At 39.8% G+C, this 23498-nt stretch carries 17 protein-coding genes; 10 read left to right on the plus strand and 7 right to left on the minus strand.

The genetic code is table 11. The features are described 5' to 3' along the window. Positions 1–41: 41 nt before the first annotated feature. On the minus strand, positions 42–1220 hold the full coding sequence (locus G496_RS0108225) for a M20 metallopeptidase family protein (protein WP_027178862.1): 1179 nt from the start codon (positions 1218–1220) through the stop codon (positions 42–44). Between the two features lie 1240 nt (positions 1221–2460). Here G496_RS0108225 and G496_RS0108230 point away from each other — a divergent pair. Beyond that, positions 2461–3306: an aldo/keto reductase gene (locus G496_RS0108230; RefSeq protein WP_027178863.1), complete on the plus strand. Its 846-nt coding sequence runs from the start codon at positions 2461–2463 to the stop codon at positions 3304–3306. A gap of 435 nt (positions 3307–3741) precedes the next feature. Then, positions 3742–4836, plus strand: a complete 1095-nt coding sequence (gene rsgA, locus G496_RS0108240) for a ribosome small subunit-dependent GTPase A (protein ID WP_034632812.1) — start codon at positions 3742–3744, stop codon at positions 4834–4836. 325 nt (positions 4837–5161) lie between these two features. On the opposite strand, the gene G496_RS0108245 is transcribed toward rsgA, so the two are convergent. The 3 genes from G496_RS0108245 to G496_RS0108255 all read right to left on the minus strand — a co-directional run bounded on the left by G496_RS0108245 (position 5162) and on the right by G496_RS0108255 (position 8867). Further along, complete coding sequence (locus G496_RS0108245) at positions 5162–7312, minus strand: methyl-accepting chemotaxis protein (RefSeq protein ID WP_034632815.1); 2151 nt, start codon at positions 7310–7312, stop codon at positions 5162–5164. A 533-nt stretch (positions 7313–7845) separates the two neighbouring features. Further along, positions 7846–8211 (minus strand): cupin domain-containing protein, encoded by a 366-nt coding sequence (locus G496_RS0108250; RefSeq protein WP_027178866.1) that lies wholly within the window; start codon positions 8209–8211, stop codon positions 7846–7848. Positions 8212–8237: 26 nt separating this feature from the next. Then, positions 8238–8867: a LysE family translocator gene (locus G496_RS0108255; RefSeq protein WP_027178867.1), complete on the minus strand. Its 630-nt coding sequence runs from the start codon at positions 8865–8867 to the stop codon at positions 8238–8240. 106 nt (positions 8868–8973) lie between these two features. On the opposite strand from G496_RS0108255, the gene G496_RS0108260 reads away from it, so the two are divergent. The 8 genes from G496_RS0108260 to G496_RS0108295 all read left to right on the plus strand — a co-directional run bounded on the left by G496_RS0108260 (position 8974) and on the right by G496_RS0108295 (position 17140). Further along, on the plus strand, positions 8974–9837 hold the full coding sequence (locus G496_RS0108260; protein WP_034632818.1) for a LysR substrate-binding domain-containing protein: 864 nt from the start codon (positions 8974–8976) through the stop codon (positions 9835–9837). A 146-nt stretch (positions 9838–9983) separates the two neighbouring features. Continuing rightward, a complete protein-coding gene (locus tag G496_RS0108265; protein ID WP_027178869.1) occupies positions 9984–10766 on the plus strand; it encodes an AraC family transcriptional regulator in 783 nt (260 codons plus the stop codon). Between the two features lie 107 nt (positions 10767–10873). Then, positions 10874–12061, plus strand: a complete 1188-nt coding sequence (locus tag G496_RS0108270) for a multidrug effflux MFS transporter (protein WP_027178870.1) — start codon at positions 10874–10876, stop codon at positions 12059–12061. A gap of 219 nt (positions 12062–12280) precedes the next feature. After that, a complete protein-coding gene (locus G496_RS0108275) occupies positions 12281–12967 on the plus strand; it encodes a class I SAM-dependent methyltransferase (RefSeq protein WP_051294927.1) in 687 nt (228 codons plus the stop codon). A 121-nt stretch (positions 12968–13088) separates the two neighbouring features. Further along, positions 13089–13751, plus strand: coding sequence for an acetyltransferase (locus G496_RS19205; protein ID WP_051294928.1), 663 nt, complete (start codon positions 13089–13091; stop codon positions 13749–13751). A 31-nt stretch (positions 13752–13782) separates the two neighbouring features. Continuing rightward, complete coding sequence (locus G496_RS0108285) at positions 13783–14718, plus strand: glycoside hydrolase family protein (protein ID WP_027178872.1); 936 nt, start codon at positions 13783–13785, stop codon at positions 14716–14718. A gap of 11 nt (positions 14719–14729) precedes the next feature. Next, the gene (locus tag G496_RS0108290; protein ID WP_027178873.1) at positions 14730–15650 is read left to right on the plus strand and encodes a hypothetical protein; all 921 of its coding nucleotides are present in this window, start codon (positions 14730–14732) and stop codon (positions 15648–15650) included. Between the two features lie 257 nt (positions 15651–15907). Beyond that, a complete protein-coding gene (locus tag G496_RS0108295; RefSeq protein ID WP_027178874.1) occupies positions 15908–17140 on the plus strand; it encodes a DUF711 family protein in 1233 nt (410 codons plus the stop codon). A gap of 126 nt (positions 17141–17266) precedes the next feature. Here the strand turns inward: G496_RS0108295 and G496_RS0108300 are convergent, their stop codons facing one another. From G496_RS0108300 to G496_RS0108310, 3 genes are all read right to left on the minus strand, one after another. Next, entirely contained in the window at positions 17267–18964 is a 1698-nt protein-coding gene (locus G496_RS0108300; RefSeq protein WP_034632821.1) for a uracil-xanthine permease family protein, read from the minus strand. Between the two features lie 360 nt (positions 18965–19324). Continuing rightward, positions 19325–21154 carry an MBL fold metallo-hydrolase gene (locus tag G496_RS0108305; protein ID WP_027178876.1) on the minus strand — a complete coding sequence of 610 codons (1830 nt, stop codon included), beginning with the start codon at positions 21152–21154 and terminating at the stop codon, positions 19325–19327. 2 nt (positions 21155–21156) lie between these two features. Further along, positions 21157–23469, minus strand: a complete 2313-nt coding sequence (locus G496_RS0108310; RefSeq protein ID WP_027178877.1) for a hypothetical protein — start codon at positions 23467–23469, stop codon at positions 21157–21159. Between the last annotated feature and the right edge of the window lie 29 nt (positions 23470–23498).

The following is a 23498-nucleotide window of genomic DNA, read 5'->3' on the forward strand; positions in this document are numbered from 1 at the left end:
ATTCTGCCGTTATATCTTTTTCGCACCTCTTGGAGACACGATTATGCATTAAGGAAACGCAGTGCTGCTCTGACGTGCATTTCCACTCCCATCGGAATGACCCGTTCATCTATTTCAAAACAGGGATGATGGTGGGGATAGTTTTCCCTGCCGGGAATACCTGCCCCTAAAAAATAAAAAACACTTGGAGCCCGGCAGGCGAATTCAGAAAAATCTTCACCGGCCAGAGTTACCATGGGCCTTGTTTCAAGCGGAGTTGTCAGTTTTTCGGTTGCCAGTTCCCGGACGGACTCGGCCATTGAAGGATCGTTTACAAGTGTAGGGTGGCCTATTGAAAAATTAAGATCGTAACTAACGTTGTGAGCTGCACAGATACCGGCCACAACCCTTTCAAATCTTCCACGGGGACTGTTTTCACCAGTATCATCTCCTGATGATAAATAACGAAGGGTTCCGCCGAGGCTTATTTTTTCAGGAATAACATTGGAAACTGTTCCGGCGTTTACTGTGCCGAACATGATGACCATCGGCTCACTCAGGGCGTTGACCTCACGGGTCTGAATAGACTGCACTCCCTGAATAACCGCTGCGGCTGCTATCACCGGGTCTTTGGCTTCATGCGGGTTGGCTGTATGTCCGCCTTTACCGTGAATTTCCAATTCAAAATGGTACATACCGGCCATGGTCGGACCGTCTGAGATGCCGATCACTCCCAATGGAAGCTGGTTCCAGACATGCAGAGCCATGCAGGCGTCGATTTCAGGTTCCTTCATGGCGCCCTGTTCAATCATTTCCAACGCGCCCACATTTTCTTCATTTGGCTGAAATACGAAGGTTATGGTCCCGCAAAGTTCATTTTTCATTTCAGAGAGCAGTTTTGCCGCTCCAAGCAGGATAGCGGTGTGGGCATCATGACCACATGCATGCATTATGCCTTTGTTTACAGATTTGTATTCAAGGTCTGTCTCTTCAGATACCGGAAGGGCATCCATATCGGCTCGCATCAGTAGTGCCGGTCCCTTTTTTTTGCCCCTCAAAATGCCTATTACGCCGGTTTCATGGCAGCGTCTTACTTCCAGTCCGCACTGTTTAAGATAGCCTTCAACAATATTCCCGGTCCGGATTTCCTGAAGCCCGAGTTCAGGATGCTGATGAAAATCTCTGCGAATGTTTACAATTTCGTTAGAAATTGCCTCTGTTTTTTTAGAAATAAGGTCCAAAATAAGCTCCACGATAAAAAAAATTAAATTTATGGTTAAATGACTTTTTATTTCCTTAAAAATTAAATCTGAACACTTGAAACAGTTTTTTTGAGTTAATTTTTTACTTTTTAAAATTTAATATATTGTAATTTAATAATAAAAATATAAAAAATTAAAATTTGTCTCTGAACTGTCACAAGAAATTCAAGTATAAACAAAGAACAATCGTGTGCAATATTTTTATTGAATCATAGCAATTCAATGTTTTTAACTAAAATGTAAAAAGATAAGAAGCGTGAAGGGTTGCGAGCAATGTGATTTTCATCTGGAGTGAAGCATTAGAAGTTCTTTTTGTATAAAATATTTATAATTACAGTATGTTCTGATGTTTAAAAAATAATTTTTGTAATCTAGTCTTTTAGGTTTAAATTTCAGGCTAAGGAGCTATTGGCTTTTTTATCGCTTTTAGTTTGGTATATTGGATTTTTATTCGGCATTATTATGGTTGTGATAAAAATAAATCATAATTTAATTCATTAAAATTAGATAGTTATAGAAAATTTTAGTTTGTTTTTACAGAATGGTTAATTTGAAAAGAATACTGGAAATACAAACTATTATAGATGGAAAAGGCAGAATTAATTCTAATTTGGAATGGACGAATGGTTACAAAATAGATGCGAAATTTGATTGATCTTTGAATTGGAGAATTAAATTGAATTGTAATGATAAAAGTTATGAAAATGCACCAAGCTCATTAAATTTGTTCTGTTTTGAAAATTACAATTCTATCGATCCGGTACTGGTGAAGTCTGATTTTTATATATGGTAGGGAAGCCACAGCTTAAAATTGATGCGCCTAAAACCTGCTTTCGAAGTATAAATTTTATCCTGATTGAGGGCGGGATACACTGTTTTTGTTTTATTCTGTTGATTTTATTTAGTTTTATATTTTTATTCAAAATATAATTTTTCCAAAAAAAATTAAAAAGATGTTTAGTAATAATTTTAATTTTGTTTTATGTACATGCTCTGAAATGTGAGGACTGTTTTTTGGCTATGCGCGCTATTGTCCTTTTGCTGATTCTGCTGAGCGATAAGCCGTTAAAGGCGTGAATCTGTTTTTGTTTAACGTCATACCTTGTTATTTCCCATTTTCAAGTTTGCTGAATGAAAACATAAGTCTGTGTTCTTTGTAGTTGTGTCAGCGCGCAATGTTAACTTTTATCAGGATTTAATGATTAAACCGGTGAAGATTATGAGTAGTGTAAACATCCCTGAAGTCAGGCTGAATGATGGTGGCGTAATGCCCGCAATCGGATTTGGTACATACAAGCTTAACGGTTCAAACGGAGTCGAAGCCATAGTCAGTGCTATCAGAGCCGGATACAGACTTCTCGATTCTGCTTTTAAATATGAAAATGAAGGAGCTGTAGGTGAAGCCCTGCGGCAGAGTGGTATTCCAAGAAGTGAAGTGCAGATAACCTCCAAGCTTCCGGGCAGAAGACAGCATTTTGAAGAAGTTATTCCAACCATTGAGGAATCTTTGTATCGCGCTCAGCTCGAATATTATGATTACTATTTTATTCATTGGCCTAATCCCGGACAGGGACTTTATGTAGAAGCATGGCAGGGACTGGTGGAAGCAAGAAAACGTGGACTTGTGAAAACTATCGGTGTGAGCAATTTCATGCCAGAATATACCCAGAAGCTTATCGATGAAACCGGGGTTGCCCCGGCAGTAAACCAGATTGAAATGCACCCGTATTTCCCTCAAAAGCAGCAAAGGGAGTGGGATAGTGAGCACGGGATTGTTACTCAGTCGTGGAGCCCTTTGGGCCGTGCCGGAGGAGTAATGAAGGAATCCATTTTAAGATCACTTGCAGACAAATATCGAAAGAGCGTTGCCCAGATTGTTTTACGCTGGCACCATCAACTTGGTGCTGTTCCAGTTCCCAAGGCTACATCTATGGAGCGTCAGCTTGAAAATATGGCCATTTTCGATTTTGAGTTAACCGCGGAAGAAGTCGGCTTTATAACAGATTTGGGTCGTCCTGATGGCCGGAGAAAAGATCAGAATCCTGTTTATTATGAAGAATTGTAATTCTTCATAATAAATAGGTCACATACTGTCCGCTTTTATACAGATTTGGCTGATGGCTGTTAAAGATTGATCTTTAACAGCCATTTTAAATTGTAATATATTGATATTTAAAATTAAATTTATTTGATATTTTAAAACAATACGATATTATAAGCTTAATACAATGAAAAAGGAGTTTTGATGTTTACTCTGTCAATAGATCTTGTTCCGGTAGTTGTTAAGGCTGCTGGATTTTCTGTGATCTAAACTGCTTCAGCTTTTTTCGCTGATTATCTGCCGTTTTATCCTCATTTGTTTCTTCTGGAACAAATCTTTTTTTGCGTCCGCAGCTTTTACAACATATTCACCATAAATTAGAAGCTGGAGCCTGATTTCAGGTTTCTTAAAAGTATTAATTAAAATTGCGTGCCTCATCATGGGGCAATGGTGAATCAAATGGATTCTAATAATAAAATTCCCAACAGTGCTTTTTTACACGAAGATTTACTGAATGTCGGTTGGAATATATTTTTTCAGGATAGCTACGCTGATTATCCGCAAAACAGAATTGTGCGGGTTTTAAGTGCGCAGCGTGGCCGGTTTCTAGTCAGCAATGGTAAATCAGAGTGGTATTGCTCATCTTCAGGGGCTCTCAAGCGTGGGGATAGAACCTATCCGGTAACCGGAGACTGGTGCATTGCCGATGAACAGTCCTTAATTGAAGTTCTGCCGAGGAAAAACATACTTGCCCGAGGTAAAGCCGGGAGTAATGGAAAGAATTCGGAAGTAATTATTGAACAGCCTATCGCTACCAATATTGATACGGTTTTTATCGTTTGCGGATTGGATAGAGACTATAACTTAAGGCGCATAGAAAGATATCTGGCCCTTGTCTACAGCTGTGCGATTAGTCCGGTTGTTGTCATGACCAAATCAGATCTTGTCGAATCGCATGCAGAAATCCTTGCTGAAATATTGGAAGTTGCTCCGGGGGTTCCGGTTGTGCTGACTTCCATGTTCAACTCAAACGGAATCAGCCAATTACAGGAGTATCTGTCGCAGGGGATGACTGTTGCCCTGCTGGGATCATCCGGTGCCGGAAAATCAACACTGGTCAACACTCTTTATGGTTCTGAGGTCAGAGTTACCGGAGCTGTCAGTACAAGTGTCGGTAAAGGTCGGCATACGACTACTTCCAGAGATCTCTTAAGGATGCCCGATGGCGGGATGCTTATGGATAATCCCGGAATGCGTGAAATAGTTTTCAATCCTGATGAGAATGGCATAAATGCTGTTTTTCCAGATATACAGAAGTTGTCGGAAAAATGCCGTTTTGCGGATTGCTCCCATCTACATGAGCCGGGGTGCGCTGTGCGTGAAGCTGTCGAGCTTGGAGAAATTACAGTCAAGCGGCTGGCAAGCTATCATAAAATGAAAAGTGAACAGGAATACGCTGCCGATAAAATGGTTAAGAGTTCTTCCCGGATAGAAAAAGAACGCCGGAAAGGAATTGCTTTAAAAAGGCGGAGTCTGAGCAAGTTTAAATATTAAGTAAAATGGTGAAAAGGGGAGGACTTTTCCTCCCCCTGTAGCCTTGAGGAGATCAGAAATTGAAGTGGCTTCGTATCCCTTTTTCCAGAATACTTTCATAGTTCCATAGAGCACTTCATCATAGCTGAATTCTTGATGCTAGAACATATTCTTTTTCTCATTATATGTTGGTCTTGGTATAGTTTATTTGAACCGTTCGGTTCAAATAAATCAGAGTGCTTTGAATTTCTGATAAATATTACAATAATTATGGAATTCTAGATTTAAAATGGTACAGCCCTTGAAATTTTTTCAGGGGCTGTACCGTAAAGAGGAGGAGGTATGATTAAGAAGATTTTAATTCATTGATTAGTTGGATTAATTCTTCAGCCTGTTTTGCCAGTTCGTTTGTGACGCGTGTGGACTGCTCCATTGATTCAGAAGTCTCGATGGCAATACGGTTGACTTCTTCAGTGCTGCGGTTGATTTCCTCAGTTGTTGCCGACTGTTCTTCCGCGGCAGTGGCAATAGCTCTAACCTGATCTGCCGTGTCAGCTACTGTTTCAAGAATTTTCTGCAGGGCACTCCCGGCTTTGTCTGCAAGATCGGTGGAAGACTGAACCATCTTTGAGGTATTCGTCATCCTGTCAATATTGCTCTTGGCCCCATCCTGAATGGCTCCGACAACTTCGCCGACTTCCTTGGTGGCCTCAATGGTTTTTTCCGCAAGTTTGCGGACTTCATCAGCAACAACGGCAAATCCGCGCCCGGCTTCGCCTGCTCTGGCTGCTTCAATTGCAGCATTCAAGGCGAGCAGGTTGGTCTGGTCCGCAATATCGTTAATTACATTTATAACCTTATCAATGTCTTCGGCCTGAACTCCGAGGCTGTTCAGCCCGTCTGAGAGGAGGTTGGTTTCGTTATCAACTCTTTCAATCGAAAGAACCATTTCATTTACAATCCCACCACCATCTTCAGCAAGTTTTCTGGCTGTATCTGCGCTCTCAGCTGCATGTCCGGCACTGCTGGCTACTTCTATGACTGTCGCGGTCATCTCTTCCATTGCCGTAGCTGTTTCCGTACTGCGCTGCTTCTGGAGCTCGGCTCCGTCAGCCGAATCTTCAATTCTCGTATTCAGTTCGCTCGAAGAAGAAGTTATTTTTTCAACAATACCTTCAAGGCGTACTGCCGCCTGATGACGACCAGCAGTGTTGGCCTGTTCAGCTTGTTTTTTAGCTGCTTCAGCTTCTTCTAAAGCAACACCTGCTTCTTCTGTTTTTCTTTCGGCAATAGCCGTCTGCTCATTGGCATGGGCGATGCGATCCTTTAAGTCTTCAACCATACTTCTCAGAGAATCAGCCATGATCCCGATTTCATCTTTCTGGAAAACATCAAGACAGGCATCAAGCTGACCGTCTGCGACCTGATTGGCAAAGCTGCATGTTTTTAAAATTGGTTTGGAGATCGTCATTACCAGAAGATACATAACGATCAGCAGAATTATCAGCGTAACACCGGTAATGGTTAAACCTGTATTGACGATAGAGTTGGCCTTGGCCCGGACAATCTCCATCGGTATGCTGACAACAAAAGACCAAGCCTTTGGATAAGTTCCGAACCGGATAGGTTCGTAAATATATAAGCTGTCAATATTGGTAGAAGGTGAGGTATGCCTTTCTTCCAGCTTTTCACCATTTTTCACAGCATTCATGGCTCTACTGAGCTGTTCATCCTCTATGAATTCAGAAAGATTTTTTCCTACAGCCTTTTTGTCTTTGTGGGCCACCAGAGTTCCGTCATTTGCGATAAGAACTCCATATCCTTTTTCAAATATGCTGAAATCTTTTACCAGCTTAATGAGACCGTCAAAAAGAATATCAACCCCGCATGTTCCGACAAAGCTGCCACCCTTGTTAATAGGAACACTTATGGACGATAAAAGAACTTCCCCTGAACCTGTCAGATTCCAGGTATAAGGTTTGGTGATTATTTCGTTGTCTGTGCTTTTGGGATAGTCCCACCATTCACCTTTCAGCGGGGTGTCAGCAGGGGCAAATGTTCTGCTCAGTCCTCCCTTACCATCCTGATATGTTGAGCAACGCAGATGTCCGTGCCATTTGCTTTCATGTTCAGCTTCACTGTCCCCGTATGTATTGGGTGGCAGCACTATCCATGCTCCACCGAATTCGGGATGCTCTTGGGCAACCTTGTATGTAAGGTCGGAGAGCATCTGGCGGTTGGGAAGTGGAATGGTTTCCATCGCGGATTCAATTGCTACAGCCATTGTCCGTGAAGCCGCCATGCCTGCATCTATTCTTGCCTTGAGCTCCTGAGCGTATGCACTGGCTTCGGACTTAGCCGTTTCAATGGCCTGATCTATGATGATGTTGCGGGCAACATTCGTCATAGCGGCAATGCAGATTCCAAGTGCCAGAATGAAGAGGATTGAGGTTGGAATTAAAATTTTAAGCCTGAGGTTCAGATTGGAAAATTTCATACGAGCTCCTATTAAAAAAATCGCATGGAATGTAGAATTGATCTTATTTATTTAGATACATAATTATAGTGGTTACGTCACTAGTTTATTTGAAAAGATATTGTGTCAAAAAGTGATCGCACACTATCAATTAAAAGGTTAACTCCTCAGTATGACAGCTTTAATTGTAAAATCAGGAAGTTTTCAAGATTGTGTTATTTTTTGTATGGCAGGGGTTGGTTTTGATTATTTAAGGTGGGTGAAGCCGGTAAATAAGGTTTTATATCTGTGAAGTATGGATATGGGAGTTATTTAAATTTTAGAGCCTTTTTAGGGTCGAATTCAGGACTTGCAGTCCAGACGATCCGTTCTTTAAGAATAGATTTTTTCACAAAAGATTTTAAGCAGCTATAGATGATTAATTATTAAAATATATAAAAACAGGGCATTACTTCAGACAGTAACGCCCTGTTTTTATGTTGAGATCAGACTCTTTTTTTAGCGATTGTTTTTAATTAAGGTGCGGTATGGAGTTAAGCCTCAAGGATTGTTTATTAAATCCATTTGTCGTTTTCAGCTGTCAGGCTGCTTTTCTCTTCACCGGTATTGATGACTCCACAGGGTTCAATTATTAAAATTTTACACTCTTCTGCGGCAAAAGGTTTATGTTCAATTCCTTTTTTTACTACAAACATTTCACCGGAATTGATCTCCACTTTTCCATCGCGAAATTCTATTTCCATTTTTCCTGAAAGAACTATAAAAACTTCGTCAGTGTCCTTGTGATCATGCCAGACAAAATTACCTTTTATTTTAACGACCTTAAACTGGTAATCGTTCATGGCTGCAATAACTCGCGGTGACCAGTGATCGGAAAATTTTAAAAATTTATCTTCAAAGTTAATTGATTCATATTTCATGTTTGTCTCCTGTTTTTAGTTAGTCTTTAATCTGACAAAGCCAGCCTTGCTCCAAGTGCCAGCAGAAAAAATCCAACAAATTTTTCAAGGTATTTCTGCCACCTTTCAAATATCTTCACCGTTCTGGAATCAGTTAAAATCCAGACCACGAATGAAAACCAAAAAAGATGAGTTAAAGAAATCAACACTCCAATGCTTACTTTTATGGCTCCCTGTGTGTCAGGAGAGATTACCTGCGTGAACAGGGCCGTAAAGAAAAGAATTGTTTTAGGATTCATGACATTGCATAAAAAGCCATTTTTGAAGGCTTTCCAAAGGGTAACAGATTTTTCTGCTGAAAAGTATTCGTTATGTTCGGCTCCCTTTTTTGCCGGGAAAAAAGCTGAAGCGCCAAGATAGATAAGATAAAATGCTCCGGCAAACCTCACTGCCTCCAGAAACCATACATATCTTGAAATAAAATAACTAAGGCCGAGTATGGTATATGTGGTATGGATGGTTACACCTGCGGCAATACCAAGTGCCGTAGCGAATCCTGTTTTACGGCCGTAGGTTAGACTGTTTCTGACAATCACAGCAAAATCCGGTCCTGGGCTTATAACCGCCAGCATGATAATAGTACCGACTAATATCATATTTGTGTAAAATAAATTCATACCTTTCTCCGTGATAGATTTTTACTATCTACTGATATAAAGGATAATTTATGTCAGTAAAATCGAAAAGAAATCATATTAAACGTGAAATTTATTCACAGATATCATGAACAGTCTTCCACCTCTTAAGCCGCTGGTCAGTTTTAGATCAGCTGCCAGACACTCCAGTTTTACTAAAGCTGCTCAGGAATTGAACCTGACTCACGGAGCTGTGAGCAGGGCCGTGAAACAGCTTGAGGAATTCTACGGTTTCAAACTTTTTGAAAGGCGTAACCGGGGACTTTTTTTGACTGGTAGGGGAAGGAAACTGGCTGTTGAGATTGAATCCGTTCTAGATCAATTGGAAAAGATCAGTGAAGAAATTCGTCGTACAGAGTCAAAACGTAGAATTTCTGTGTCCTGTGAACCCTCTCTGGCTATGCGCTGGCTGATGCCAGCTCTTGAAAAGTTCAGAAGTATATGCCCCCAGGTGGATGTTCACCTTTCAACCGGCGGAGGTCCGATTGATTTGACTGCGGAAGGTGTTCATCTGGCAATCAGGCGTTCTGATTTTATCTGGCCGGCATATTATTGTTCAACGGTTCTTGGGAAAGAGAAAATAGGGCCGGTCTGTAGCCGGACATATTGGGAGAAACATAGATTTAAGCCGCTGGAAATTCTGCATACACGCACACGCCCACAGGCATGGACCGACTGGAGAAGAATTTCCGGGGAGCATCCTGAAATTGCATCGGAAAAATATTTTGATCATTTCTATTTCAGTCTTAAAGCAGCAACCACAGGATTCGGAGTGGCTATAGGACCGGAACCAATGGTCCGTGATGACATCAGGCAGGAACTACTCATAGCTCCTTATGGTTTCAGGACAACAAATGTGGACTATGTTATTTTATCCATTGACCCCCCGAAAAAAAACAGTGATCTGAGTTCCTTTATTGACTGGGTAGCTTCAGAGTTTCAACAGCCATGAATAAAACTTTAAAATTCCGTGCTTAACGATTGTTGTTAATAAAAATAATTCTTTTTTAGTGCTAGATTAAGGCGTGTTACATAAAATAGGTAGTAACTGACGTATTATTCTCAGGCGGGAAACCCTTTTTAATTAAAGAGTAATTTATGCCACAATCAACTCGTAAAAATTTTCAGGATTATCAGAATACTCCCCGGCCTTTTTCAGCTATGAGCAACGAGTATGATCAGGGAGAGGTGGTCAGCCACAGCCATAGAAGGGCGCAGTTAGTTTATGCTGAAAAAGGTGTCATGGAAATAAATGCCGCAGACAGACTCTGGTTTGTTCCACCGCAGCGTATCTTCTGGATTCCCTCTAATATCAGACATTCCATGACCGCATTTACCAGAGTTAAGACCTTGTCTTTTTTTATTGATCCTGATTTCCGCATACCTGAGATGCCGGAAATACCCAAAGTCCTGAATGTGACAGCGCTGCTTAGGGAACTGCTCATAAGAGCTTCAGCAATAAACCCTCTGTACAGTGAAAACGGAAAGGACGGGGCCATAATGGAACTTGTAATTAAAGAGATGAATTGGAATGAGACTGATCCTTTTACTGTTTCATGGCCACGCGATTCTCGTCTGAAAATTATATGCTCAGGCCTGAAAGAATCTCCTGATGATTCCAGAACACTGGCCGAGTGGGGGGCTGTTGTTGGAGCTTCTCCCAGAACTCTGTCCCGTCTCTTTATAGATGAAACAGGTCTGCCGTTTTCATTGTGGCGCCAGCACATAAGGGTGCTGGCAGCTCAGCCTCTGCTTCTTGGCGGTGCCTCTGTCGGTGAGGTTGCCTTGAGTGTAGGTTATGAAAATCCCAGTTCATTTGCAGCTGTTTTTCTGCGTATCACCGGAAGACAGCCCCACAGATTTGCTGATTTGTCCGATTAGCATTCTTTCTTTTCCTGAAAGCATTCGCTGAATTTTTTGATCATAAAGTATGTATTCCTCCTTCTCCTGCCATTTTAGGCAGGATTAATTATTAACGGAGGAATTATATGTCTCGCAAAAAACAAAATCTTATTTTTGTTCTTTGTCTGGTTGTAATAGGTCAGGCCGGAATAGATATTTATCTGCCGTCAATCCCTGCCATGATCAATATTCTGGGTGTTAAGGCACAGGAAGTTCAGCTTACAGTTTCACTTTACCTGTTGGGGTTCGGTTTTTCTCAGGTTGTTTACGGTCCTCTTTCCGACCGCTACGGACGACGTCCGGTTCTTATGTTCGGACTTCCCCTTTTTTCGTTGTCATGCTTTGCAATGGTCTATGCTGAATCAATGGCTGCAATTCTGATTTTACGCGTTGTTCAGGGTTGCTCTATCGGTGCAGCAAGTGTTTGCGCCAGAGCGATAATGCGTGACACTTTTTCAGGGCGTGAACTGGCCTCGGCTTCTTCAGATATGTCTATAGTCTGGTCGCTGGTCCCCATGCTTGCCCCGGTGTGCGGTGCTTTTATCAGCGCTCATACCTCATGGTTCGGATCATTTATTGTTCTGGGGGGTATGGGAGTTATTATGACCGTCTGGCTCATAACCGGGATACCTGAAACAAATGCTTTTAAGCTTTCGTCACTGTCGATACGTAAATGCGTGCAGGGGTATTATGAACTTGTTATAAATTCTTCTTATAGAGAGAATATGATTGTGTTGTGTTTTCTCTACGGCATATACAGCGTTGTATATGCATCCGGTCCTATTATCTTTCAAAATATATTTGGTTTTACTCCTGCGGAGTATGCCAACACAATATTTTTTATTACCGGAGGATATCTGATAGGATCGTATCTGAATAAACGCATGCTTTGCAGATTCAAACCATTGTCACTTGTCCGATTTGGTGTTTTAACAAGTTTCGTGGTTACTGCATGTGGATTGCTGTTCCTTATGGCTGGACTATCAAAGATTTGGATTCTAGTGGGAGCAATTTTTATTTTGTACCTTGCTCTCGGATTTATTTTTGCAAATTGTGTTGCTGCGGCCCTCCAGAATTTTGCGGCTAATGCAGGTTTTGCCAGCTCTCTGCATGGTCCTGTGTTATTTGGTGCAGGAGCCTGTATTAGTGCTATATATGAATATATGTTCACAACAAATACGCAGACGTTGCTGGGTGCACTTTTTGTGCAAAGCATCGCAATGGTTCTATGCCTTATCAGGCTTTTAAAATCTAATAATAGTTGTAACCTGTAAATTCTATATTGAATTTGATATTTGGCAAAAAAAAGTTAATAGTGAGTATAGTTGTATTATGATTTTTATATAAAGTGTTAAGCAATGCTAAAATAAATAGCAGTGTTTAATGTGTTGAATATAAAAAGTAATTTATGGTTTAGATCTGCCATAATTCTATACTTTTTTAATATTGATTCTAGTAATATCAAACGGGATGTAAGTTCTTAGAGTCATTTTATGTGTAATAAAGAAAATGGAAAAATGTCCGGTAAAAAAACTGACGCTGCAGTGACCTCCGGAATATTAATAGATTATTATGCTGATCAATTAAGCAGGTATGGTGATACCCCGTTAGGTGCGGCGTGGCCTGATGGGCAGGGCCAGAAACTGCGCTTTAAGACTTTTGAGAGAATAATTGAGGGCAGATCAGAAAGAAATGAGGTTACTGTTCTCGATTTAGGCTGTGGGACAGGCAGCTTTTATAATTATATTTTAGAGAATAAACTAAATTATATAAAATACATAGGCGTTGACGCGTTAGCAGAAGCCTTATCCTTTGCCAGAAATAAATTCTCGGATATTCCCTTTTATCATATTGATATATCAAGCTGTAATGAAAATGAATTATCGGGCTTTAGAAGTGATTACATTATAGCAAATGGCTTTTTTACCGTTAAGCGGCACGCTACAGATGAACAAATGTGGCAGTTTATGACTGAAATAATTGGTAAAATGTGGCCTTATGTTAATAAGGGAATTATTTTTAACGTTATGTCCAAAAATGTTGACTGGGAAAGAGACGATCTTTTTCATGTCTCTTATGATAGGATGGCTGACTATCTTCACAGCCTTGCCGGGCGTTATATCGGGTTTTGCGCCGATTACGGGCTTTATGAATATACGGCATACGCATTTAAACCCTGATGGTAGGGTTGGTCGGGCTTGTCTTTGTTTATGGTCGATATTCGGAAGTTGTTCAGCTTTTTATAAAATTATTGTAAGAGACGTTGTTTTAGAAGCGCTGACATTTATAAAGGTGGTAGTGATGGCGGATATAGTCCTTTGGGGGGCCGGGCAGATAGCAGATGTTGCCAGAGTTTACATTGATAAACATGGCCCTGATAAAATTGTGGGATTTACGGTTGATGCTGAATACAAAAAAAGTGATACCTTTGCAGGTCGGCCTTTGGTTGCGTGGGAGGAGCTTGAGAAGTTTTTTCCTCCAGATAAAGTTAAACTGCTGGGACCGCTGAGTTTTCGCAAGTTAAATGATTTCAGAACAAAGCGGTATAATGAGGCTAAGGAAAGAGGCTATCAGCATACAAATTTTATCCATCCCTCATGTCATAACTATGCAGAATCCATAGGAGATAACTGTTTCATTCTGGATAACTGCATATTACAGCCGTTTTCCAGAATAGGTAACAATGTCATGTTCTGGACTGACGTTCATGTCGGGCATCATTGTATAATCGGGGATAATTGCTTTATTTCCAGCTGTACTGGGTTTTCTAGTAATGCAACTGTCGGAGAGAACTGTATAATTTCTGGCAGAACTTCGGTTGATTATGGCGTTGAGATCGGTCCGCGATGTTTTATCGGCATGGGAGCTAACGTGCATAAAAATCTACCTGCTGAAAGTGTGGTCCGTGCGGTAAATTCAGCTAAAGCCCGTTATACCACCCAACGAATTAAACACCTGCTGTAAGATGAAGTCTGCAAATACTCGCTGGCGCCGCATGGGGCTTATTATCGAACCTCCAACGTCTGGAGATTATGAGTGGTGGGTTGATTGTGCCGGTATTCCGACCTGTATGCCTTTTAGTGATAATCTCTGGCGAATCTGGTTTGCCGGGGTTAATATCAGAGGTCAGCGTGGTATACTCTGTGCCGACATAGATCCGGGACATGGTATGAAAATCCTTGAAATTCGGGAATGTCCGGGCCTTGAACGCGGAACTTCCGATGCTTTTGACAGTGCCGGTCTCTGGCCGTGCTCGGTCATGCGTGTCGAGGGGCGTATTTTTTTATGGTATACCGGGATGCGCCTCGTTCGTGATGTCCCTTTTCAAAATGCAATCGGGCTGGCTGTCAGTGAAGATGATGGTTTTACTTTTAAAAAGGTCAGTTCCAATCCGATTTTACCCGCCGGGCATGAGGAAACAGATTTTGTCACCTCTCCCTTTGTTGAGCGTTTAGATGAAAAATTTGTGATGTTTTACTCGGAATGCACTAAATGGGAGCACATCGCAGGTAGACTTGAATCTTTTTATGATTTGAGAGTTGCGTATTCTTCTGATGGAATTAATTGGACTAAACGCAAAAATCCTGTAATCAGTCTAGATGGAACTCCATGGGCTGGAATAGTTCGTCCCTGGGTTGATAGATCAGGAAAACACCGGATGTGGTGGAGTGCCCGCGGGGCAACTGACTTCAGGAACGCATCCGAACAGGCGTATCGATTGTATAGTGCTCCTGTTTCGGGTGTTGATATAGATAAATCAGCAATAGAACAGGTTAATTTTGTTCCGGCTCCTGAAAATGATGAATGGGACAGCTGGATGCAGGCTTATTGCAGTTTGGTTCCCTATCAGGGAAAACTTGTTTTGTTGTACACTGGAAATAATTTTGGGCGGCAGGGCTTTGGTTATGCTCTGTCAGAACCTGAATTTTAAAAATTTTATATATGAAAATTGAATTTAGAATACCTGTTTCACCGGATAAATCATTTTATTCTCAAGTTCGTTTATTTGCACTTTCTCTGGCTAAGCTGGGTGAACCATATAGTACCGCTAGGATTGTCGTCTGTGTTGGTAATAGTGCACAGCATGATGCTGTTGTTGAACAGAATTCATGGGCAAAAGATTTTCCCGTGGAATGGTCTGTTGCCTCACCTGAGTTTTGTGAAGAATTCAATATGATGTCCAGCGGGCTTTGGCGCTATAGCTTTCCAAGTGATGCTGACGTTATCATTTTATGTGACGCCGATACCTGCGTCATAAACAGGTTTGACGGATTGCTTGCACAGATGGTGCGAACATCCTCAGCTGTTGCCGGAGTGCAGGCTCACTATTCACCATTTCCCAATGGCTCAAATGAAAGCAGCTGGAAAAAGGCTCTTGCCACGATAGGTAAAGAGGATTTTATTTTTCAGCATAGCTATTCCATGGAAGTAAATCCCTGTGCAGAGTTAAGTCCTCCCTATTTTAATTATGGCTTTGTCCTTTTTAATCGTGAGGCTTTTAAAAGCTTATCCTCTATAATGCAGGAGAGCCTTTCCACTGCAATGTCCACTTTTCCTGAAAATGTTTTTGCAGCCCAAATAGCCCTTTCCTTAGCCATAATAAAAAAGAATGTGTTTACCATAATGCTTGGGCAGGAATACAACTGTGCCAATGATGATTCAATAGTAAATGGTAATTTTGTGGATATACTCTGTATAAGAATAATTCATTATTTGAGGACAAACGAATTTGATAGACATAATTTCCTTTGTGATAAGGAAAAATTCAATGAATTCATTAATACAAATAAAAAAAATGTTATATCTGCACGTCTTAGAATTCATGTGGAAAGCATTAAAGACTGCTATATAGATTGGAATTAAATTATATTTATTGATTCAAATTAAATGTAAAATTAAAATTTATTTCTGATTAAGTCTATTAATAAGGGTAGGCAGCGCTATTTTATGTGTTTCTGGCCTTTATTGATTTATGGTTAGCAGCTGCATTAATTCTCTATTGTAAAAAAAGCTATGCTGAATAAACCAGCTTGAGAGTTATTTATATAATTGTTACCAGTTCTCTAATCCTGATTATAATTTAAGAATAATATTTAAAGTTACTTTAGAGGAAGCTGAACATGAGCTATAAAGATAAAGATCTTTGCAGAATCAGAACAATAACTGCATTTTTTACTTTGGATAAAAATAAAGAAGCATGGAAAAAGGAATTACTCAAAGCATCTCATTTTTGTTCCCATTTATCGGAGACATTTAATGATAACGGTTATGTTGTTCAGTCCTTGCGGCTTGTTACAAATCCTTTTGGAGAATATCTAAATACTGAAAGTCTGGAAACCGCTCGTGATGATCTTAATTACATCACTGAATTACTGAATTCAGCTGATATGCCTGAGATAAGATTAAGATTTGCGATAGGCGAAGCCAGAACCCGGGAAGAAATTGAGATGCTTCCTGAGTTGATTAATGAGTTCGGAGATTTATGCAATGTATGTGTAAATGTTGACCTTGATGAATTCGGTATTCTGGATAATAAATTGATTGAGGATTCCGCTCGCGCCGTGACTGAAATCAGCAGAATTACTCCGCGCGGAGAGGGAAACTTTAATTTTACGGTAAACTTTAACTGCAAATCTTTTATACCTTACTTCCCGGCAAGTTATCACAGAGAAGCTTCCGGGTATAATTTTGTCATAGGTCTTGAAACCCCTGACCTTCTTGTTGATGTTCTAAAAACTTATAATTCCGGCCTTAAATCGGAAAATCATAATGCTCGGTTCAAGGGCTATTTTGAAGTTATGAGTCAGGCTCTGCAATTTCACATTTCCACAATCAGCTCTTTAGTCTCAGAAGCAGACATTGATTCGGATTTTAATTTTTCCGGATTTGACAGTTCTGCAGCTCCTTCAAAAAATTGCTCAAGTATGGCTGAAGTTTATCAGCAAATTGGTGTTGAATACTTTGGTGCGTCCGGAACAGTTGAAGCTTCCGCTCTTTTAACCAGAGTTTTTAAATCGATTAAGGATGTCGATATTGTTGGATTTTCAGGACTGATGCTGGCTCTTACTGAAGATTCAGGACTTGCTGCCGGTTCAATCGAAGGTAATTTTGATATAAGGTCGTTGTTAACCTATAGCTCCGTGTGCGGTATAGGGCTTGATACTGTACCGATTCCCGGTGATACGCCAATAGACAAAATATGCGCCCTGATGAGGGATACCGGCACAATGGCTTACCGCTTAAACAAGCCGCTTACAGTTCGTCTTTTCCCTGTGCCTGGCTTGAAAGCTGGCGATATAACAGCATTTGAAAGTGACGATCTCTGCAATTGCGCGGTACTTGCCGTCCCTTAAAAATAAATTTTTTATTTGCTGAGAATTATTCTGGAATTGACTTGATGAAGGGCTTCATCAAGTCAATTCTTTTTTATTAATATAATGTTGGAGGCTGGTCAGGCAGGTTTTTATCCTTGGTAATTTTTAATGTTCAAAATGCAGTCTGGTAGTAGCTTTACCGTTGGATGTTTTGGACTCTATTCTGTCAGTCAGTGATCTGACCAGAAAACCGGCCATCTGAAGGACTCCGTCAGGCTCAAGCAGAGCTTCAGGTTCTGGAGCCCGGTGACTAAGTTCAGGAATTTTTCCCGGATGCCGGATCACTACATCAAGGTTATACTCATCAAAAAAGATTGTTATACTGGTTGCTTCCCCTAGTTTGCTTGATCCTCCTATAGCTTCCATATATTCGGATGTTGCCGCCGTTGCTTTTTTTATAACTTCCGGCCTTGCAGCCCATGCTCCACCCTGACGTTCCATAAACTCAACAATGCTCTGACTGTACGGATTTTCGGAAGATATGATCAATGATGCTTTAGACTTGATGCCGATGCGAAAGATGAGGTTTAGGATTAGGGCTGAAATTGTGGCTGCGGATAGTGAAGAAGAGAAAATTGCCTTGAGCCATGGATGTAAATCCATAAAAGCGTGGGGCAGCATGTCCACAGTCAGGCCGAATATAATGGACAGGCCGATTACAAATGTTTTTCTGCTGTCGATCATACGCGACATTATAATCTGAATTCCGGCTACGATCATGAATCCTACAGCAAAAATGAGTGTTGCTCCAACAACTGGTGGTGGCATTACTGCAAATATCCCACTTAGTTTGGGACAAAATGCCAGAATAATCAGGATTCCACCGGTTGAAAAAGCCACACTGCGGCTGGTCACTCCAGTTGCTATGGTCAGACCTATGTTTGAGGATGAAGTTGACTGTCCGAATCCACCTAAAATACCGGCTGTAAAACAGCCGACAGCATCAGCAAGAATCCCTTTCTGAACGCTTGCAAGGTCAACTCTTTTCCACTCTGTGTCGTTTATTTTCTGGCATGTTGTCAGATCGCCGACACTTTTGAGGCTGGAACAGATAACAGCAATTCCCATTGGCAGGACAAGAGTAGCATCAAATGACCATCCGGGGTGGTGAGCGATCGGATTCCAGATCAGAGGGTGGGCCATGGCTGCTTTTATTTCGGACGGAGTTAATTGACCGGAGCCTAACGCGGCAAGGTATCCGCCAACTATTCCAATAAGAATGCAGAATAGTCTGAAATTTCCTTTAGACCAGACATTCAGAGAAACCATGAGCATTAGAGTTATAATGCCGACTGAAAGACCTGCGGTGTTGATGGTTCCAGAACTGTCCAGAGACAGAAAATTGCGTCCGGCAAGTTTTACCACTGTAATGCCGACCATGGTAACGATCAGGCCGGTTACTTCCGTTGGAAAAAGCACTCTGAGTTTATGAACTACTCTGGAGAACAGAGCCTCTATTACTCCAGCGCATGCCGTCATGCCGAAAACAAGGGGCAGACCTCCTGTTTTAACGCATAGCACTGAAGCCGCGAGAAATGATGGACCGCAGACCTGCGGACAAAGATACCCTGAACCGACCGGACCCGAGCGAAGGGCCTGTGCGATGACTCCGATTCCTCCTGCAAGCATCGACATGCTGATGATAAAAGTGATCTGTAAAGTTGTGCCGCCACCTTCATGAACCAGAAGGATGGGCATGACAAAAGATATGGCAATTATACTGACGTGTTGTAATCCAAGGAAACCGTTAACTAAAGCAGGCGGGCGATCGTCTAATCCGTAAAGCAGTTGTGATGGTTTCATTACAGGTCTCCTGATTTTAAAAATCAATCTACCACACAACAAATGCATTATCCATAATATCGAGAATAGAGGAATGATGACATAAGCGAACCTGTGAAGATTATGGCAGGTGTCCAGGTGTAATTATGCCGCTATTTGTCAAAGCGGAATTTTGCATGAGGGTATTTTTTAAGGGGTGTATCTTAAAATATTAATTTAAAATAATTAATATAAAATAGTTATAAGAATAAAGTGTAAATAAGATATAAATATGATCAATTAATTACATTTTTAATTATATATATTATTTAATAAATTGTAAAATAATTACAATATTTATCTGTATTGTTGAAATGTGAGTTTACTAATCGTTGCATCGAATTAGTCATCAAATGTTAAGGTAAAATGATTTGAAGCGCATCCGCATTCAGCCTCATAAATTAGTTTTGTATCTCCTTCGCGTATATGTATATATTCGATTGGAACAAAGTTATCTTTTCCTTTCTTTTCACTACATGCACACCGGAAGCATAAAGTTCCGTCTTTCCATTTGCATAAAAAGAGTCCCGTATCTGTCGAAATGATAGGGAGCTTATAGCTTAGAGTTTTTTTTATCCAAGACGGGATTGCTTTACGAAGGCTATTTACTGCTAGTTCTTCTCCAAACTCAGAAAGTATACAACAGTCTGGTGTTACAAGTTCCAAAAATTTTATAATACCTACAAGTCCAAGATGTCCCCGCTTTTTACTACTATAAACAATTTCTTTAGCAGGTTTACATCTTTTTCCCCAATCCTCTTCTAAGCATCCAACGTGTAGAGCTAGAAAATTAACGTCTTTGAAAAAATTAGCCCATGTTAATATTTGGGCGTTATCATCGGAAAATTTAGTATCTCCAACTATTCCAATTTTTAAACCGTCCATTTTAAAAATAAGTCCCAGTGCTTGTGAGTCTATAGAATCTCCATGCTTTGTAGGTTTTGGTGACAGATAATGAAATATCTCATCATGCTCCATTGCTATGCTTCTGACCGTTATATCGCCTACATTTTTTGTTGCACCTGGAGAAAACGTAAATTGAGTTGAAGTGTCCAGTATACTATTATAATATTCAAGAATATGACTGTATAAATAACAACTGCTGGGGTTTAGCAGTACCTTAAGTTTTCCAGAACATTCATCTTGGTATTTAAATCTCAAACTAAGAATATTTAGTAAATCTGCAGAATGGTCATTATGATCATGTGAGATAATTACTGCATCTATGTCCCTTATTGTTATGCGGTATTCATTGTAAATGGAATCTAAGAATCCAAATCCAGGGTCTACTGCAATATTGTTTTTTCCACTTGAAACTAGATATCCACCACCAACTTTAGTCTTTGGTAATATTTCTCGATTGTTAATTGTATTAGTTGTTGGCTGTGCTGGTGTCCATGAATTCCAACGACGTAAAGGAATAAAGTAAGCTATATCTTCATATTTTTGACGTATACTTGAGTTATATCTTTTGTATATATTATTAGAAGCTTCATAAGTCCGTTTAGTACTATTATATAAGTCATCTCTGGTATTTTTTGATTCTAGAATTTTTAGCTGTAAATCCACAGCTCCCATTCTTTCCATAGGGTTCATCTTCTTCAAGTCAAAAGAATGTGACTCAATCAGATCAGGGAAGGAAGTCATAAGTATCTTAGACTTTATTGATGGATTTAGCTGAGCCAGTTCTTTTAGAATATATAATTTGAACTGTTTTTCAGCAGAATATGATGAACATATATTATCTTGGTGTATTTTTGTAACGTTTATAAATTGTTGTGCTGACCAGTACTGGTTTGTTTCAATATCACTTTCCGGAGCAAAATCCGTGATAATTTTTAGACCTTCAATTGTCCATAGAAGATTCCGAAGCTTATTTTCTTTTTTTGGGTTTATTTCCCATGGAGAGAGGAGAATCCCTTCTGATGTATTTATTTTTATATTTGAAAATTCTATAGATGCTACAACTATCGTTGTACCGTTATTATTAAATTTATTTTTGAAATCGCATATTATTTTTTTTGAATCATAGTAGGCTGAATTAACCTGATATTTTCTACTTTCTTCAAAATCACAAAAATGATGAGCAGTAATGTCTAACCAATTTTGTTTTTTTGCTTCTTCAATGAGTTTTTGTAACTCTGCGGTATTATCCATAAATAAAATGTTCATAACTATTCCAGTTCAAGTTTTCTATAGAAAATTCGGGATGAATTCCAGAAAGAAACAATTAATGCCGCAGTTACTTCGTTATTAATGAGTTCTTTACGTTTTTCTGGTTTGGTTTTGTAATATTTTAGTAGCAGCGTTCGTAGTATGAGGTATGGATTCTCTATTGGTTCTTCAGTTATATGTCCTTTTAAGATGCCTTCAATGTCAGCATCAAAACGATCATATTTTGTATTTATCATATCTATCAGCTCTGTATTTATGTAATTGTCTTCGAAGATTGGAATCCAGACTCTAAAATGACTCACAATCATCGCCACTTCATTTTTTTCATCCGAATTCAGATGGAATTCATATCCCTCTGGATAATTTTCAATGTGTTTGGTATGGATTTCTTCTAGAATCTCAACAAAATATTCTTGAATCTTTTGCGCCTGCGTTTCTTTATCTAATAATTCGGAGTTCCACCTTTCTAGAACTGGTTTTACTTTATCCCACTTTGCTGCAATCGTGACAAATAGTGAACGCCCCCAGTATTCTGTTGGACTTTCATATACACGTGATAGTGATTGGTATGTACGCCAAATACTCCAGAGGTATAATTCAATATCTCCGTTATAGAAGTGTTTAAAGTCAAACCAGTGTGCAAAATATTCAAATACAGTATCTGGGTAGTTTACAGGGAATTTCTTGTCTTTTACAGCTTCACGAACTTTTTTCAGATAGTCTTTGTCAATATCTTCAAATGATATTCGGTTGTAGTAACCATGAGAGACTTCGTGACTTGCTACAACCCAATTTAGTACGCTGAAAACGTCACGCATTGGGAAAGTTATGATTTCTGCGTCACAGTTTATGCGATAGTTGTCCTCTGTATCAAGCACTAGAAATCCGCGCCAAGCCATACCAAATTCTTCAATAAGACTGATTATACCTGGAGAATCTTCATCAGTTTTATTTGTATACTCAATAAGTCTTTCAGGAGGAGGCGTTCGACTAATTAGTGAAAATAAATGTTCTGGTATGATGGACATAGCTTTTATTATATGTCCAAGTGAGGCTGAAAAGGTCGCATTTGTTACTGCCGGGTGTGAAGCATTATATGTTGTGCTGGATATTTGCTGATGCATTGCTTTTTTCAGCTGGCTGGTAAAAAGGTAAATATCTTGTTCGTTAGCCGCTGTAGCAAGCAAATTACCTGTTTCAAGAGCCTCTAGATACGCTCTGTATAGTCCTGGTAAATAGCTTGCGAGAGATGATGGTAATTCATAAAGCTGCTCTGTTAGCGTAAAATTTCCAAGATGGGCATTTATATGACTGATTAGATTAACTATTTCGGCTAATAGAATTCGATCTGGTCCGACATTGGTTGTCTGTTTCAATGCTCCAAGCAAATTTTCCAGTATAAATGTTTCTGGCTCATCATATGAATAGGTTGATGTGGTGGAAGTATTTTCAATACAGTTTAAATCAATTATAGTTGTTATTGTGTCGAAAACACCCCTTTTGGCAGCTGTTTCTCTGAAAAGAATGATTTGTTTGGTAAAGGCTTCAAGTTTTGTCGGCGTATCCCATACGCCAATAATGTCATTATCACCGAACATTATTTGGCATGTCTTTCCAAAAGATTTTGCAACAAATTGCTCGACACCTGGAGAAGATTTTATACTGACTATGGGGCGTATATATCCTTTAAGACGTTTCCAGTTTTCTATTGATATGACATTCTTATACGAAATAAGTGGAATAGTTCTTGTCTGACTGAAGAGGTTACGTTTTGAAGGGAATTCAATACGTGCGGATTTTGGAAAGCCGCAGTCTGCCACGGTTGTTTTACGAATTTTTTTTAAAAATTTAAAAATATCTTCCAGATTTGAGCTGTCATAGAAAATAATTAGTTCATAATAGCCAATACTTAAGAAAATTTTTACCCTGTTTGAATTATTATCTAAAGAGCGGAGATGGTCACTTATTTGCTTTAAAGAGTTTAGGCCATGATCGTTGAAGAATCTTTCATCTAATTTTAATAAGACAACAGCAGGAGATATAGAATCCTGACAGGCTCTATTAACTTCTTCAAGATTTTTATCTAGGCTAAAGCAAAGGAGAACTCGTGTATTTAGGATTCTGGTATCTGTGTTGACGATAAGTGATTCACTAAGTTTATTCATGTACGAAATTTGAAGTAGATCACTGTTACCGAATGATTTGTAGGACCACGAAGATTCTTCGCTGAAATCTTTAGCTAGCTCCCTTTCATCGCCAACCTTCGTGCGGATAAATTTAAATAAGTATACTGGATAGAGGGTGATAGACAATTATATAGCCTCTTCAATAAAAAGTAAGC

Origin of the sequence: Maridesulfovibrio bastinii DSM 16055 (assembly GCF_000429985.1) — a bacterium.
Classification (GTDB): Bacteria; Desulfobacterota; Desulfovibrionia; order Desulfovibrionales; family Desulfovibrionaceae; genus Maridesulfovibrio; species Maridesulfovibrio bastinii.